Origin of the sequence: Mucilaginibacter gracilis (assembly GCF_003633615.1) — a bacterium.
Lineage (GTDB): Bacteria > Bacteroidota > Bacteroidia > Sphingobacteriales > Sphingobacteriaceae > Mucilaginibacter > Mucilaginibacter gracilis.
Genome location: NZ_RBKU01000001.1, coordinates 1188978 through 1204730, shown reverse-complemented (window position 1 = coordinate 1204730; position 15753 = coordinate 1188978). Strand labels below are relative to the sequence as shown.

The following is a 15753-nucleotide window of genomic DNA, read 5'->3' as shown; positions in this document are numbered from 1 at the left end:
GACAAGGAGGTGTGTCTGCCAAAAATTTCACCATCCTACAGGATATAACTTCAATTGCTGAAGTTGCTGTTGGGGAAGGATTCGAACCTTCAAAGAGTGGTTAGCCCGCTTCGGGTTTTCCATATTCTCCGCCACCGGGACAAGGAGGTGTGTCTGCCAAAAATTTCACCACCCAACAATATATTTTTAAAGAACGCTTGAGCTTTTAGGTTGATTGCTTGCTACAAATTTAATATGCTTCACCATTCTTTGCAAATATTTCAACAAAATATTTGCATTTTTATTCATTTTTTAATTAAACTTGTATTTAGGTAAATATTTAAAAATTTATGTCTCACAAAAAAGCCCAAAATTTAGAAATTGATAATTTGGATATACAAATTTTATCAATATTGATGAAAAATGCGACCACCCCATACACCGAGATCGCTAAGGATCTGATCGTATCGGGCGGAACCATCCATGTGCGTATGAAAAAGCTTGAAGAAATGGGCGTAATTAAGGGCGCCAATCTCGAAGTTGATCCTCAAAAGTTAGGATATGACATTACAGCTTTTTTAGGTATCTACCTGGAAAAAGGTTCGCAGTACAACGAAGCCGTTAAACAACTCAAAGAGATTAAGGAGATTGTTGAACTGCATTATACCACCGGCGAATGGAGCATTTTTGCTAAAATTGTATGCCACGATACTAACCACCTGCGCGAGGTATTGAACGAGAACATACAAAGTGTAAAAGGCATCCAGCGTACAGAAACCTTTATATCGCTTGAAGAAAGCATTAAAAGGCAAATTACACTGGACTAAAACTTTACCTGAATTTACTTTTTAATGCGGCTAATTTGGCCAGCATGTCTGTTTCTTCGTTGCGGTGTTTTTCTGGGCTTCTCCGCTCTGCTTGTTCGGGCTTAGGTTTCGATATAAATTTACCTCCGGGATGTTTTACGGCATCCCGTTGTTCGTTAGCTTTCATTGATAAAGCTATTCTTTTCCGGTTCACATCTATCTCGGTAACGGTAACCTTTACCTTTTGGTGTACCTTTAATACTTCGTTAGGGTCTTTAATATAGCGGTTGGTTATCTGGCTAAGGTGTACCAAACCATCCTGGTGTACACCTATATCAACAAAGGCACCAAAGGCGGTAATGTTGGTAACAATACCGGGCAGTTCCATGCCAATTTTAAGGTCGCCAATGGCGTTTACGCCTTCGGTAAAGCTAAACGCTTCAAACTGCTCGCGTGGGTCGCGGCCGGGTTTGGCCAGCTCGGCCATAATATCATTAAGGGTTGGCAAGCCAACCTGCTCGGTAACATACTTTTTTAATGGTATACTTTTGCGTAGCTGTTCGTTCTGCATCAGGTCTTTCACTTTGCAGTTTATATCCTGAGCCATTTGTTCAACCAAAGCGTATCTTTCCGGGTGCACGCCGCTCGCATCAAGTGGGTTATCGGCATTCCGGATGCGTAAAAACCCGGCGGCCTGTTCAAACGCCTTATCGCCAAGGCGGGTAACCTTGCGTAATTCGCTGCGTTTTTTAAATGCTCCGTTTAAATTGCGGTACTCAATAATGTTTTGGGCAAGCTGCGGCCCCAGGCCCGATACATAAGCCAATATTTGTTTTGATGCAGTATTTAGCTCAACACCAACGGCATTTACCGAACTAATAACGGTATCATCAAGGGCAATTTGTAATTTATTTTGATCCACATCGTGCTGGTATTGGCCTACTCCGATGGATTTAGGATCTATTTTCACCAGTTCGGCCAAAGGGTCCATCAGCCTGCGGCCAATAGACACTGCGCCACGCACGGTAACATCCTTATCCGGAAATTCTTCCCGTGCCACATCCGATGCCGAATATACCGATGCACCGGCCTCGTTCACCATAACAATTACCACATCCGGCAGGTTTAAGGCCCTAACAAAAGTTTCAGTTTCGCGGCCCGCCGTGCCGTTACCTATGGCTATAGCCTCAATATTAAACTGAGCGCAAAGGTGTGTTACTGTTTTCTCGGCATCTTTTAAGTTGCCGGCTCCGGTATGGGGGTAAATGTTGGTGTTTTCTAACAGTTTGCCTTGCTCATCCAAACAAACCACTTTGCAACCTGTACGGAAGCCTGGGTCTATAGCCATAACACGCTTTTGCCCAAGCGGGGCTCCCAATAACAACTGGCGCATGTTCTCGGCAAAAACCCTGATGGCTTCTTCGTCGGCTTTCTTTTTGGTATGCAACCTAACCTCGGTTTCCATCGACGGCTTAAGCAGGCGTTTATAACCATCGGCAATGGCCAACTTAACCTGGCCGGTGCAGGCGTTGTTGCCTTTTATAAATTGGTTTTCTATAATATCAATAGCTTCTTCTTCCTGCGGTAGTACATCAAGGTATAATATCTCTTCTTTTTCGGCACGGCGCATAGCCAGTATGCGGTGAGATGGGGCACTTTTAACCGGCTCTTTCCAGTCAAAATAATCCTTGTATTTTATACCCTCTTCTTCCTTACCGGGAATAACTTTCGATTGAAAATCACCTTTTTCTAAAAACAAGGTACGTACATGGGTACGCAGTTCGGCATTCTCGGCTATGTGTTCGGCAATAATATCGCGCGCACCTGCTAAGGCTTCATCTAAGGTGTTTACTCCTTTTTCGGTATCAATATATTTTGCTGCTTCGCTATCAAGGTCTATGCGGCCTTGTTCTAATACGATGTCGGCCAATGGCTGCAAACCCTTTTCGCGGGCTGCTGTTGCCCTGGTTTTACGTTTAGGGCGGTATGGTAAGTAAATATCCTCTAAAATAGCCATGCTTTCGGCAGCGTTAACAGCTTGCTCCAGTTGAGGTGTTAACTTACCCAGTTCTGTCAACGATTTTAAAATAGCTTCGCGCCGTTTATCAAGCTCGCGTAGTTGCTGCATACGGTCGCGTATGGCGGCAACCTGTACCTCGTCAAGGCTGCTGGTCATTTCTTTGCGGTAGCGCGATATAAAAGGCACAGTGGAACCTTCGTCAAGTAAATCGATAGTGGCGCTAACTTGTTTTTCGGTAATGGAAAGTTCGGAGGCTATTTTTTTAAAATGCGATATCATGGTTGATATTAAAATTCAAGGCTGCGAATTTGCAGGTATTTTGGTAAAAATCAAAAAAAGGATTTTGTTAAAATAGCGTGATGATTATGCTTCGGGAGGTTTGCTGCCGGCACCGTTTACGGCCCTGCGTATAACCACAATAAGTAGCATTAAAACAATAACGGTTGATCCTGATGCAATTACCGTGCGTGTAGTATCGTGCGCTTTAACGGCATTTATAATGGTGTTTGTATTAATGGCTAATACACCCAAAAACACTAAAACAGGTATAATGAGTTTCTTTTTGGCTTCCGTATCCATAACCGAAGGTAATAATTATTTAAGTGTGTGCAGATAAATTTGTGGGTAGTTTATGTTAATTATTAAGCAGCGGCTTTAAATTGACGGTGTTGAAAATTGGTTTAAATGATCCCGATAATAGTCCGTTACAACCAGCCCGAAGCCACAAAAGTATTTCGTAATTTTATAAACCAATTAATATACCCATGCAAAAGATAAGCACATTTTTATGGTTTGATAATAACCTTGAAGAAGCCGTTGAATTTTACGCCTCGGTTTTTAAAAACTCAAAAATTGTTAGTATTAGTAAAGCTCCTGGGGATGGTGGAAAGGCATTTGCAGCTACTTTTGAAATTGAAGGACAGGAGTTTTTGGCTCTTAATGGCGGCCCCGGCCATCCGTTTACTGATGCCATATCCCTGTTTGTAAAATGCGAAACGCAAGAGGAAATTGATTACTATTGGGATAAACTGACTGCCGACGGAGGTAAAGCAGTGGCCTGCGGCTGGCTTAAAGACAAATATGGCCTGTCGTGGCAGATAGTACCTAACCTGGTTATGTCAAAACTATTAGGTGCCCCCGACCGTGTAAAGGCACAACGCGTAATGCACGCCCTGGTGAAAATGGTAAAGCTGGATATTGCAGGTTTGCAAGCGGCTTATGATGAGGAGTAATGAAAGGCTGCTATACGTTTAATGTTTCTTTGCCTATATGTTCTCCTTTTAGGATATTAAAACCTGATAACTAAACAAAAACGGCCCCAATTTCCCAGGGCCGACGCATTAGGAATTTGTTTTAGCGATTAATGAAAGAAGAAATTTATGGTTCCACCCGGCCATTTTTCTTTTTGCTTTCAGGCTGGCCTTACTGGTTTTGTCGGCTTTTAGGATATTTAGGGCTATCTTTCTGACTACGGCAAGGTTTTGGGCGGTCTGTTTGTTCCGTGTGGTATTGTAATCTTCGCCAAATCCGACATCCAACTGCCAGTGCAATTGGTTCTCAATGCCCCAATGTGCGCGGATGGCTTGGTTAAAATAGGCAGCATCAGCACGGAGGCTGGAGATATAGTAGCGGTCTTGTATGGAGTGGCTGTCACCTATTATCCTTTCCGAGGTTATTTTGATGATGGTCTTTATTCCCTTCCAATTTTCCTTTTCGTCAACCCAGTTAAGTTCATGAATGACTTTGCAGTCTCTGATCTCCGCCCGCCCGTGGCCCTTATCCAGGTGCTGGCTGTAACTGTCTTCTTTAAAGTTGAACTGATTGATTACCTGTTCATAAAGTGTTTCCTGGTTCTGTTTCAAAGCAAGGATATAATCGCCCTGGCTTTCGACAATCTGTTCAGCAATCGCTTTCTGTGTACCCATTGCGTCGATGCTTACTACCGCCCCTTTGATGTTCAATAGCGATAACAATGCTGGGATCGCCGTAATCTCATTGCTCTTGTCATCCACTTTTTGTTGCCCCAGTACCAACTGGTTACGACCCGACCAGGCGCTTACCAAATGCAAGGCCCCCAACCCCTGGTGTTTGCAGGCGCTGTTACAGATGCTCTTTCCATCGATAGCGATCAACTCCTTTTCGCCAGACAGGCCCGACTCCTCAAGACCCCGGCTAAGTTCCGCTGTCCAGGCACGAAAACACTGTTCAAAAAGCGCCGAATCGATCAGCATAAAAACCCGGTTGATCGTGTCATGACTGGGTATGCCGTTTTCAAGAGGCAGCAACTGCTTTAAAAAATCTTCTTTCTCCTTCCCGAATTCTTCCATCTCGTACCAGCTTTCTGCACCACATAGAACGGCCAATACCGACAAAATGATAACTTCCAGTAAATTGTGTTTCTTATTATTACCTGTACGAGGATCAGGTATCCATCTAAAATGATTGTGAAGTGAAGTCGTCATATGCTTTTACAAAGAAAAAACGCTAACCCGACTCTAATCCTCCCGAAACCACAAAAGTTATACCTACGTTTCCAACACTTTGTTCATAACCATATCAACTTTTAACTATTCTTATGCGTCAGCCCTGCCCAATTTCCTGGAGCCGTTTGTAAATATTTTGAAGTACGTATTACTTATTCACGTACATCACTTCTTTAACCGCCTTAACCACTTTTTCTGGGTTTGGCAGATATTCTTGTATCAGGGTTGGAGCGTAAGGCAATGGTACGTCGCCACCCATAATGCGCAAAATTGGTGCATCTAAATAATCAAAAGCATCTTTTTGTACTTTAAAAGCAACTTCGGTAGCTATTGAGCCTAATGGCCAGCTTTCTTCAACAATAACTAAGCGGTTGGTTTTTTTAACCGAGTTGATAACGGTAGCATAATCAATAGGGCGAACGGTGCGTAAGTCGATCACTTCGGCGCTTATGCCTTCTTTAGCTAACTCTGCTGCAGCTAAAATAACAACCTTCATTATTTTACCAAAGCCAACTAAAGTAACGTCGGTGCCTTCGCTAACTACTTTGGCTTTACCTATTTCAATATAATAAGTTTCTTCCGGAACTTCGCCTTTATCGCCATACATTAATTCCGACTCCATGAAGATAACCGGATCCGGATCTAATATAGCCGATTTTAAAAGTCCTTTAGCGTCGTATGGGTTTGATGGAACAACTACTTTTAAACCGGGGCAGTTTGCATACCAGTTTTCAAAGCATTGGCTATGTTGTGAGCTTAACATACCCGCGTTACCGGTTGGGCCGCGGAACACGATAGGTACAGAGAACTGGCCACCGCTCATTGACATGATTTTGGCAGCACCGTTAATTACCTGGTCGATGGCTACTAATGAGAAGTTAAACGTCATAAACTCAACAATAGGTTTTAAGCCGTTCATGGCCGAACCAATTGCTATACCTGCAAAACCCAATTCAGAAATTGGCGTATCAATAACACGTTTTGCGCCAAATTCATCTAACATACCCTGGCTAACTTTATAAGCACCGTTATATTCGGCAACTTCTTCACCCATCAGATAAATTGTTTCGTCCTTGCGCATCTCTTCGTTCATTGCTTCACGAAGTGCTTCTCTGAATTGTATTTCTCTCATTACTATTGTTAGATCAAGTGTTTTTGTGCGACTGCAAATATAATGAGTAAACTTTATAATGCAACTGCTGTAAAGCTTGCAAAGCTTAAATTATTATAAATTTCAAGGTTTTGGCGCACCTTCGCGTGCGGTAACATTACCGGTGCGTTTTAATACTCCCCAGCCGCTTAACTCGCCCTTTACTGCCCTGCGGATGGATTTAAACAGTACATAGTACATTAACTGGCGCCATACAAAACGCTGCGGTATAATGTAAACCAGTTTTTTGTAGTTTTCGCGTTCAAGCTTAAAGGCTATTACACCCACTAGGAGGTCAACCAATACAAAGGCTACGTAGTAAATTATAATTTTTTCTTTATGATCGCCAAACAAACCAAATATCATCATCAAATCGGCCAGTGGCGAAAACAGTGGCAGTATAATTTGGAATATCAAAATGTTAGGCATGCCCACCATTCCAAAAAACTTATATTTTTTATTAAACAGGGCATCGCGGTTTTTCCAGAAACTTTGCATTACGCCAAAGCTCCATCTAAAACGCTGTTTTAATAACATACTTATAGATTCGGGCGCTTCGGTATAAGCTATGGCTTCGGCACAATTTTTTACAATATAGCCTTGTTTTAATATGCGCATGGTTAAATCGCAATCTTCGGCAAGGGTATCATAAGTAAAACCACCGGCATCGTTAATAGCCTGTTTACGGAAAGCTCCAATGGCACCCGGTACTACGGTAATGCTGTTTAATAAATCAAACGCACGGCGGTCCATATTTTGAGCGGTAATATACTCTATCGACTGCCATTTGGTTATCAAATTGTTTTCGTTACCAACTTTTACGGTACCGGCAACAGCACCTATTTCGTCGTCGGTAAAGTAAACCATCAGGTTGTAAACTGCATCATCTTTTAGTTGAGTATCGGCATCAATACAAATCACAAAATCGTGAGTGGCCTGTGCTATACCCCAATTTAATGCCGATGCTTTACCACCGTTAGGTTTAGTTAATATTTTGATGCGCGGGTTGCCCTCAAACGCTGCCTTTACTATTTCGAAGGTTTTATCTTTAGATCCGTCGTCAACAAAAATAATTTCAAAATCTTTGTATTTGGTTTCCAGCAAGCTTTGTATAGTACGCGTGGCGGTAATCTCTTCATTATAAGCGGGTACTATAATACTAACCGGCGGCAGGTTGATATTTGCCATCCGTTCGGGAACATCTTTTTTATCTTCCGAAAACTGCCTTAATGCTAAAATACCTATGAGTATTATGCGGCCCATAGCCAGGAATATGGCCGATAAAAACAGATATAGCAAAAACCAGTTGCCATAAAATATGCTTAAAATGAAAAGGTTATACATCCTGCCAATAATACCGCTATCAGCATCGTCGGTAATAGGTGGCATTAAATCGTTACGGGTTTTGCCCAAAACATCGGCAATGGTTGTAAACTGGTAACCTTTGCTTTTAAAGAAATGGATAATACGTGGTAGTGCCTTTACGGTTTCTTCGCGGGTGTCGCCGCCGGCATCGTGCAGCAATAGCATCGATCCGTTTTTTTCCTGCGCAATAACCCTTGCCACAATACTATCGGCGGTAACGCCGGGTTCCCAATCATGCGGGTCGATAGATTCGCCAATGTTAATATAGCTTTGCTCGCGGCTTAACGCAACCGGTATAACCTCGGCAATGGTAGTAGGCTCGGCATCGGCATTAAAAGGCGGGCGGAATAAAATGGTGCTGCGCCCGGTTATAGATTCTATTAATTTACGGGTAGCATTCAGTTCCAGCTTTACACGATCAAGGCTGATTGCTGATACATCGGGGTGGAAAAACGTATGGTTCCCTATCTCATAACCGGCTTCAAACTCCTGCCGCAGCAGCGGGATATTTTTTTCGACCATTGAACCAACCACAAAAAAGGATGCAGGTACCTTTTCTTGCTTCAATATCTCCAGTATTTGCGGCGTGTAATCCGGGTCGGGGCCATCATCAAAGGTTAAAACAATTTTACCCGGCGAGTACCCGTATTTCCTGATTTGATATTTGGTGGGGAGCTTTACGTAAGTTTGGTTGGTAATGTTAAATGTTTTAGGATCAAGCTTGATGTCAATTAATCCTGGCGATGGGGTTGATACCAGATCGAGAACCTCGCCATTGCCCGAATAGTCAATACGATCATTTAAGCCAACGGTTGTTAATTTGCTTTTATCAACACCTGTTTTTTTCAGGGAATCAAGCGATAAATTTTTATCAAAGAAACTCCACAAACGCGGATCTTCCGACCCAAGTCGCCAAAGTGCTACACCCGCGGTTGACCAATCGTCGGCCATGCGGATAATGTTAAAATTGGTTATCGCATCGGTAAAGTAAACCGAATGCGGCACGCCATTTAGCTCGGTGTATTTAAAGTGTAGGTTTGCCGATTCGGGATTGAAAACAATTTGACTCTTGTTTCTAAACGCTGTACTAATGGCTTGCTGGTAGGTAACCGGTGTGCCAATACTGTTTTCGGGCCAATCGTAACCGTAGGCACCCACAACCAATATTACTTTTTCACTGGGTATTTGGCTGCAAATATCGTCCAACTGCGATTCAACCCAGCGCTGGTGCGAAATATCACCATCATTGCTCGATTCGGTATGTTGGTCATAAGCCATAATGAAGAGATAGTCATTATACTTTACCAATTCTTCAACATCATAATCATCATTTTGAGGCACAACATCCTGCGTAACCAAAAACTTGCGTGCATGAAGCGCCGTGTACAGTTCTTTTTGAAACTTGATAAAGTTATCGTTGTTCCGGTCTTTAAGATCCTCAAAATCAAGATTTACGCCTTGTAAATTATATTTGGTAAGCTTATCTAACACACTGGCAATAAAAACGGCCCGCAGCTTTTTGCTTTTAATAATGCGTTCAACATCCTTAGTATCCCAGCCGCCGCTAATGTTGTCTTTGTTAACGTAATTAGATATTTGCGCGATGATTGGCTTTTTGTATTTTTTGTTGAGGTGCATCAAAGCCGTATCAACCTTTGATGTAACCGTATCTTTGCCCGGTGCAATAAAAAACCACTCGCTCACTATCATATCTAATTTACCGATATGATCTTCGAGCGAGAAAAACGATTGGCTATCCCAGTTTACGTAAAATGCGGCATTTATACGATCTTTATTACTGGGGTGCTTTAATTGGTGCAAGCGTAAATTATGCCTTAAAGCCTGCAACTCGTCTTTTTGGAGTTTGAAATCTTTGTATTTTGTAGAGTGCTTTAGCGCCTCTAACTGTTCTTTAGAGATCTTTTTTGGGCTCTCGGTTAAATTGGGAAGGCTGGGATATTCCTTAGATGTAATAGTGATTACTGCACCAACCACGCCGCATAACAGCAAAATAATTAGTAACCGGCTTAGCCACTTAAAACGCGTCCACCTTCCCGGGGTATCCGCCTGAAAAACCTGCTTGTTAGACATCAATAGTGTTAATTTTTAGAAAAAAAATTAATTGGTTTATAAATATTGCCTGATGTGTTTAAATATAGGATTATTTAGCAGATTTAGTTTGCTCAATATTTGAAAAATCTACTCCGCATTTACAGTTTGAGCCACAGCTTTTTTTTGCGGATATGCTATTATATATCATGCGGCCTACATAAAACAGGGCTGCCGCAAAAATTAGTAACACTATAATAATCTGAAAATTCATACCACAAACTTAGTTAAAATTATTGCCTTTAAAACCAGTGTAAAGCCATATAGCTTTTTACAACATTTATTATCAATTAAAACGGCTGTTATTCTTAAATTTTAATACTATTTTAATATAAAAACGCAAACCATGTGGTTTTATTTTTGCAAAAACGCCACAGTGCCGCCAACCCAGGTAAAATTTTTATTATAACGTACCCCTATCATTTGCCCCCGGCTTAGCCGGGCAAGGTTAATAGCTAAAGTAGGTTTTTGGTCGCCATCGGGCCAAAGGTACAGTAATCTTATTTCGGCTTTAACGCCGCCGTCTGGTGCTTGTATGGAAGGTTCGTAATTTACCTTTTGTTGCAATATCCAATTATGTTTATCGGTTATACGCTCAATATCGGCGGGTTTAACATCAATTATAACGCCCTGCCCTGCAAAAGAGAACAAGGGCTTTAAAACATAATTTTCCAAATCGGCCGGTATGTTATCTAATTGATTTAAAAAGTAAGTTTGAGGCACATATTCTCCCTTTAAAAATGGCATTGTGTATTTGCTGATGCGGTAAAACCAATTGGGGTGGGTTATCCATTCCACATCAAGCGGTTGCCGCAAATCAATAACGTTTTTTAAAAGTTCGTCGTTGTGTTCTATCTCGTCGAATATTAAGCGGTTATAAAGGCGTTTTATTTGTTTTAGTTCGCCATTCAACTCGTAAAATAACTGGTTGCCCAGCTGCTTTAAATCCTGAAGGGACACAATGGGTATGCCAAGGTAATTTTGTGTTACAAAAAAATCCACAGCCGTTTTTTGGTCATAAGCGCTAACATCCATCAGCACAACCTCATCCGGCTGATATGGCCCCAGGATGGTTTTCTTCATCAGCTCAATATAGCTATCGCTATCCAAGCCACTAAAATATATACTCCAATCGCCACCGGGCAACCCAAAGGCTTGTTGATAATGATAACCCTGATGCGCCTGGAAACCAAATAACGAAGGGAAGCCCTGCATTTCTATTAGTTTGGGTACCAATGTGCCATGTTCGTCTTTACATACCCCAAAATCTAAAGCTATAAAATGCGGGTGATCGTTCTCGTTAGGTATGTTCCACCTTTCGGGGATGGCATTTTGGGTGAGTTGCTTAAAATTGGGCTGTAATATGGTTTGGATAATGGCATCGCCGGCAGTTATCAACTTGTCTCTAAAATCGGCCCCTATAAATATGGGCGTTTCGGCAAGGCGGAATTCAATAGGTTTTAACAGGCCGCTTTGTGTGTTTTTTAAAAGCAGTTGGTATTTCTCGTCGGTAAAACTGGCGTTAAATGCCGCCCTTGCCTGTGGAACCATATTAAACCTCCTGTAAGCTTTGCAAAGCCTGTTGTATAAATTTAGGTATAATAGTTTTATGAGTAAGCACAATTTTTTCCGGATGGGCTAAACCTTGCAGCATATCGTCATATCTGGCTTGCCCGTATTCGGCTATAATCAGTTGCTTTTTCTCCTCGTCGGCAAAGTGTATCTTCATGCCTTCTGGGTCGGCCTCGGGGTGAAACTGTGTGCCAAAAAAGTAATCGTTAAAACGGATGGCCATCATGGCGCGTGGGCGCGGCACATGCGGGCGCTCTTTCTCTAAAGCCAGTAGTTGTGAACCTGTTTCGGCAAAGCGCTGTTCATCGGGATTGATTACCTGCCACTCGCGCGAATCCACAATAAAAAACGGATCGGCAAGGCCCTCAAGTAAAGGGTCGTTTAAACCGGCTTCGGTTTGGTGCGTTGGGAATATGCCAAATGATTCGGAATGACGCATATTTACATCGCCCAGTTTTAACCTGCGGCACATCAGTTGAAACGAGTGACAAACAAAAAGCACATGTTTTTTATTTGTTGCGTTTGATTGGTTGTGCCCATCGATAGCATCAATTAAATTCCAATATAAACGTTCCCATTCAGAGCCTTCGGAATCCAACGGACTACCGGGGCCGCCGCTTGATATGTAAAGATCGAAACTTAAATCGGGTACTTCGTTTTTGCCACGGAGGTCAAATATCTGGTAAGTTAAGTTTACGTTATGTTGCGTTCTATACTGTTTCAACAAATCCTGAAAACTGCGCATACCCTGGTTGGGGTAATCCTGGTATAAATCAATTATAGCCGCTTTTATTTCTGTTTTATCTGTCTGCATTAAAATCCTTTTCGTTAATAGGGCAAAAGTACGTATTAATCATAAATGAGCTGTAATTATCAAGATGGCAACCAATTTTAAGCCATATCTATTCAATCCTTCGGTCAATCAATCCATCAATCATTGACTTCTACGTTCCTAATAAAGTTTGAGAGGTGATATAATCAACAACATCAATAAAGCTTCCCTTTTGTTTGTAAATTTCCAGTTGCCTGTCGGCCCCGGTGCCGTGTTCTAAAATTTTATGTACATAGGCTAAATCCTGGCGGCAGCCCAGTTCGTCAACCACATCGTCAACAAAATCTAATAGTTCTAAAACCAGGGCACGGGTGTTTACTTCTAGTTGTTTGCCAAAATCAATCATTTTGCCATCAATGCCGTAGCGTGCTGCGCGCCATTTGTTTTCGTTAATGAGCGCACGGCTGTAGGTAATAAAGTTCATGTTTTGCAAGCGCAGTTTATATAGCTTGGCGCAGAGGCATTGAAACAGTGCTGTAAAGGCCATGGTTTCATCAATAAGCATCGGGCAATCGCAAATGCGAAACTCTATGGTTTCAAAAAAGGGATGCACACGAATGTCCCACCATATTTTTTTAGCGTTATCAATGCAGTTGGTTTTAACCAGTAGTTTTATATAACTATCGTATTCTTCAATGCTGCTAAAATAATCGGGGATGCCGGTTCGCGGAAATTTATCAAACACTTTTGTACGATACGATTTAAAGCCGGTATTGCGCCCTTCCCAAAAAGGCGAATTGGTTGATAGCGCATAAACGTGTGGTAAAAAGTAACGCACCTGGTTAGCAATATGGATAGCCATCTCGCGCGATTGGATGCCGACATGCACATGTAAACCAAAAATAAGGTTTGAGCGGGCGGCATCCTGCATTTCGTCAACAATTTCAAAATAACGCGGATGATCTGTTATCAACTGATGTTGCCAGTGCGAAAAAGGATGTGTGCCAGCAGCACCAATACGTAAACCCATATCACCGGCCAAGCCGGCAACAGTGCGGCGCAGTTTGGTTACCTCGGCGCGTGCTTCATCGGTGTTACGGCAAATGTGTGTGCCTACTTCAACAACGGCCTGGTGCATTTCGGCCTTTACCTGGTCTTCCAGTATTTTTTGCGCGGCATCCACAATTTTTTGCTCGTGCGATTTTAGTTCCCGGCTAACGGGATCTATCACCATAAATTCTTCTTCAACACCTAAGGTAAATTCGTTCATTGCATTCGTTATTTAGTTTGCCCAATGGATTTTTGATTTCACCCGACAAATATCTTATTTATTGATAACGCAAGATATGGTGTAAATCAAAAGCGCAGTTCCAACTAACAAGCAAGCAGAACCACATATATTTAGATTTAATTTATACCAGCTTTTCTCACTTATTCTTTTAAATCTCTCAGATGGATCCCTTGATATGTAAAAATCAATAAATCTTTGTTTCTTGAAAACTGCAAAATATCCTATGAACAACAATAATGAGGCGGTTAATATACCTGTTAGATAACCCCAAAAAGAACTTGAATTATCATGCATTAGCTATTATTTGTTGTTGGTGGTCTTCTTAGGCTTAACTTCCTTTTCCGCTTTTGGCGCAACTACCTTTTTAACCGTTTTGGTTTCCTTTATTGGCTCACCAATAGTAACATCAGCTTTAACTGCTTTTTTAGGCGTTGCCGCAATTAACGGTAAACCTGCTGCACCGCTTTTTACATATTGGCCCCAGGTTAAATTATCAACGCCGTCTTTTTGTGCCTTCGCGCGTTCAATGGCGTAATTGGCGGCAGTTTCAACAACCCATTCAAAATTTTCTTCGCCTACGCTTTTTATATCGGCATCTGGGGCGGGGTTACAAAAATCAATGGCATAAGGTACACCATCGCGTATGGCAAATTCAACGGTGTTAAAATCGTAACCTAAATATTGGTTCAGCTTTAATACGTACCCTTCAACCAAATCCAGTATTTTTTTAGAGGCAGGTGCTTTGCCGTGTTGGTAACGCAAGTGGTGCGGGTTGCGCGGCTCGTATTGCATAATGCGCACATGTTTGCCGCCAATGCAATAACAACGGAAGTAATCGTCAAAAACAACTTCTTCCTGTAGCATCATTACATATTGTTTTGTTCCGTTATATTTTTCAAAAAAGTCTTGTTCGTTTTCAATGCGGTAAACCTCTTTCCAGCCGCCACCGTCAAACGGTTTCATGTATGCGGGGAAACCTACGTATTCAAAAATGCCTTTCCAATCAAGCGGGTACGCCAGGTTTCGGAAAGATTGTGAGGTGGTATCGTCAGGTAATTCTTTTGATGGCAAAATAACCGTTTTGGGCACAGGCACACCTATTTTAACCGCGAGGGCATTGTTAAAAAATTTTTCGTCGGCACTCCACCAAAAGGGGTTGTTAATAACTGCTGTACCACAAATGGCTGCGTTTTTTAGTGTTGCGCGATAAAAGGGCACATCCTGCGAAATTCTGTCGATAATAACAGCATAATCAAGCGGCTCGGCTTGCATTACCTTGTTAATGTTAACAAACTCGGCGGTAATGCCTTTTACAGCTTTTTGATTAACCCTGTCAATAAACGCCTGTGGAAACGTGTTTTCTTGCCCAAATAGAATTCCTATTTTCTTCATATATAAATTTATGTAGTGTTTAGCTTATAAATAAGCTAAACACTAATTTGTTTTGGAAAAATGCGTAGTTAAGCCGCCGCTTCTTCTTTGGTTTCAAATACACCGCGCCATAACAATGCCGCCAAAATGCCGCCAACAACAGGGGCCACCATAAATAGCCATAATTGTTGTAAGGCTTTACCGCCAGCCAATATAGCCGGACCAAAGCTACGTGCCGGATTTACAGAAGTGCCTGTTATAGGTATAGCCAGTAAATGGATAAGCACCAAAGTAAGCCCTATTGCTAAACCAGCCATGTTTGAGTTGCCTAGTTTAGAAGTGGTTGCAAAAATTACGAATAAAAACAAAAAGGTAAGCAATGTTTCGGCAATAAAGGCCGCCGTTGTGGTATAGCCGCCTAAGTAACCCGGCCCCCATCCGTTTGCGCCCAGGGCCCATTCGCCCATGCTGAAGCCGGGAGCACCTTTCTGAATTTCTAATAAAGCAAAGGCCGCTAAAGTTGCACCTGCTAACTGGGCTATAACGTAGCCTATTGCATCCTTTAAACCTATTTTTTTAGCTACCAGCATAGCAATGGTAATAGCCGGATTGATGTGGCAACCTGATATTGGGCCAATGGCGTAGGCCATTACAACAACCGCGAAACCAAAGGCTAACGATATACCTAAAAGGCCAATGCCGGTAGGTGCATCGGCAACTGTAATGGGGATTGTTTTACCGGCGACAACAGCAGCGCCACAACCGAATAGGACCAGGGAAAATGTCCCGATAAATTCTGCTAAATACTTTTTCATGATACGGTATTGATTTGATT

General features: G+C 42.1%; 13 protein-coding genes and 1 tRNA gene. 2 read left to right on the top strand and 12 right to left on the bottom strand.

The window, feature by feature from the left end:
* Positions 1-66: 66 nt before the first annotated feature.
* A tRNA-Asp gene (locus BDD43_RS29900) sits at positions 67-178 on the bottom strand.
* 151 nt (positions 179-329) lie between these two features.
* Between BDD43_RS29900 and BDD43_RS05140 the strand changes: the two genes are divergently transcribed.
* Positions 330-806, top strand: coding sequence for an Lrp/AsnC ligand binding domain-containing protein (locus BDD43_RS05140; protein WP_121196732.1), 477 nt, complete (start codon positions 330-332; stop codon positions 804-806).
* 4 nt (positions 807-810) lie between these two features.
* Here the strand turns inward: BDD43_RS05140 and BDD43_RS05135 are convergent, their stop codons facing one another.
* Together BDD43_RS05135 and BDD43_RS05130 are read right to left on the bottom strand one after the other, a co-directional pair.
* Positions 811-3084 (bottom strand): Tex family protein, encoded by a 2274-nt coding sequence (locus BDD43_RS05135; protein WP_121196731.1) that lies wholly within the window; start codon positions 3082-3084, stop codon positions 811-813.
* 84 nt (positions 3085-3168) lie between these two features.
* Complete coding sequence (locus BDD43_RS05130) at positions 3169-3384, bottom strand: hypothetical protein (protein WP_121196730.1); 216 nt, start codon at positions 3382-3384, stop codon at positions 3169-3171.
* Between the two features lie 185 nt (positions 3385-3569).
* Here BDD43_RS05130 and BDD43_RS05125 point away from each other — a divergent pair, with 185 nt between their 5' ends.
* Positions 3570-4037, top strand: a complete 468-nt coding sequence (locus BDD43_RS05125; RefSeq protein WP_121196729.1) for a VOC family protein — start codon at positions 3570-3572, stop codon at positions 4035-4037.
* Between the two features lie 108 nt (positions 4038-4145).
* On the opposite strand, the gene BDD43_RS05120 is transcribed toward BDD43_RS05125, so the two are convergent.
* From BDD43_RS05120 to BDD43_RS05080, 9 genes are all read right to left on the bottom strand, one after another.
* A complete protein-coding gene (locus BDD43_RS05120) occupies positions 4146-5267 on the bottom strand; it encodes an ISAs1 family transposase (RefSeq protein WP_121195558.1) in 1122 nt (373 codons plus the stop codon).
* 169 nt (positions 5268-5436) lie between these two features.
* The gene (locus tag BDD43_RS05115; protein ID WP_121196728.1) at positions 5437-6420 is read right to left on the bottom strand and encodes a pyruvate dehydrogenase complex E1 component subunit beta; all 984 of its coding nucleotides are present in this window, start codon (positions 6418-6420) and stop codon (positions 5437-5439) included.
* A 102-nt stretch (positions 6421-6522) separates the two neighbouring features.
* On the bottom strand, positions 6523-9894 hold the full coding sequence (locus tag BDD43_RS05110) for a glycosyltransferase (protein ID WP_246001464.1): 3372 nt from the start codon (positions 9892-9894) through the stop codon (positions 6523-6525).
* Between the two features lie 70 nt (positions 9895-9964).
* A complete protein-coding gene (locus tag BDD43_RS30750; protein WP_121196726.1) occupies positions 9965-10126 on the bottom strand; it encodes a FeoB-associated Cys-rich membrane protein in 162 nt (53 codons plus the stop codon).
* 140 nt (positions 10127-10266) lie between these two features.
* On the bottom strand, positions 10267-11463 hold the full coding sequence (locus tag BDD43_RS05100) for a hypothetical protein (protein ID WP_121196725.1): 1197 nt from the start codon (positions 11461-11463) through the stop codon (positions 10267-10269).
* A 1-nt stretch (position 11464) separates the two neighbouring features.
* Positions 11465-12298, bottom strand: coding sequence for a type 1 glutamine amidotransferase (locus BDD43_RS05095; RefSeq protein WP_121196724.1), 834 nt, complete (start codon positions 12296-12298; stop codon positions 11465-11467).
* A 130-nt stretch (positions 12299-12428) separates the two neighbouring features.
* The gene (locus BDD43_RS05090; RefSeq protein ID WP_121196723.1) at positions 12429-13526 is read right to left on the bottom strand and encodes a carboxylate-amine ligase; all 1098 of its coding nucleotides are present in this window, start codon (positions 13524-13526) and stop codon (positions 12429-12431) included.
* Between the two features lie 321 nt (positions 13527-13847).
* On the bottom strand, positions 13848-14939 hold the full coding sequence (locus tag BDD43_RS05085; RefSeq protein ID WP_121196722.1) for an ATP-grasp domain-containing protein: 1092 nt from the start codon (positions 14937-14939) through the stop codon (positions 13848-13850).
* 68 nt (positions 14940-15007) lie between these two features.
* Positions 15008-15733, bottom strand: coding sequence for an MIP family channel protein (locus tag BDD43_RS05080; RefSeq protein WP_121196721.1), 726 nt, complete (start codon positions 15731-15733; stop codon positions 15008-15010).
* Positions 15734-15753 lie beyond the last annotated feature (20 nt).

Excerpts from the sequence above, each read along its gene's own strand:
- BDD43_RS05135 (WP_121196731.1), bottom strand. The coding sequence starts at position 3,084 with ATGATATCGCATTTTAAAAAAATAGCCTCCGAACTTTCCATTACCGAA.
- BDD43_RS05120 (WP_121195558.1), bottom strand. The coding sequence starts at position 5,267 with ATGACGACTTCACTTCACAATCATTTTAGATGGATACCTGATCCTCGT.
- BDD43_RS05090 (WP_121196723.1), bottom strand. The coding sequence starts at position 13,526 with ATGAACGAATTTACCTTAGGTGTTGAAGAAGAATTTATGGTGATAGAT.
- BDD43_RS30750 (WP_121196726.1), bottom strand. The coding sequence starts at position 10,126 with ATGAATTTTCAGATTATTATAGTGTTACTAATTTTTGCGGCAGCCCTG.
- BDD43_RS05125 (WP_121196729.1), top strand. The coding sequence starts at position 3,570 with ATGCAAAAGATAAGCACATTTTTATGGTTTGATAATAACCTTGAAGAA.
- BDD43_RS05080 (WP_121196721.1), bottom strand. The coding sequence starts at position 15,733 with ATGAAAAAGTATTTAGCAGAATTTATCGGGACATTTTCCCTGGTCCTA.
- BDD43_RS05130 (WP_121196730.1), bottom strand. The coding sequence starts at position 3,384 with ATGGATACGGAAGCCAAAAAGAAACTCATTATACCTGTTTTAGTGTTT.
- BDD43_RS05140 (WP_121196732.1), top strand. The coding sequence starts at position 330 with ATGTCTCACAAAAAAGCCCAAAATTTAGAAATTGATAATTTGGATATA.
- BDD43_RS05110 (WP_246001464.1), bottom strand. The coding sequence starts at position 9,894 with ATGTCTAACAAGCAGGTTTTTCAGGCGGATACCCCGGGAAGGTGGACG.
- BDD43_RS05100 (WP_121196725.1), bottom strand. The coding sequence starts at position 11,463 with ATGGTTCCACAGGCAAGGGCGGCATTTAACGCCAGTTTTACCGACGAG.
- BDD43_RS05115 (WP_121196728.1), bottom strand. The coding sequence starts at position 6,420 with ATGAGAGAAATACAATTCAGAGAAGCACTTCGTGAAGCAATGAACGAA.
- BDD43_RS05095 (WP_121196724.1), bottom strand. The coding sequence starts at position 12,298 with ATGCAGACAGATAAAACAGAAATAAAAGCGGCTATAATTGATTTATAC.
- BDD43_RS05085 (WP_121196722.1), bottom strand. The coding sequence starts at position 14,939 with ATGAAGAAAATAGGAATTCTATTTGGGCAAGAAAACACGTTTCCACAG.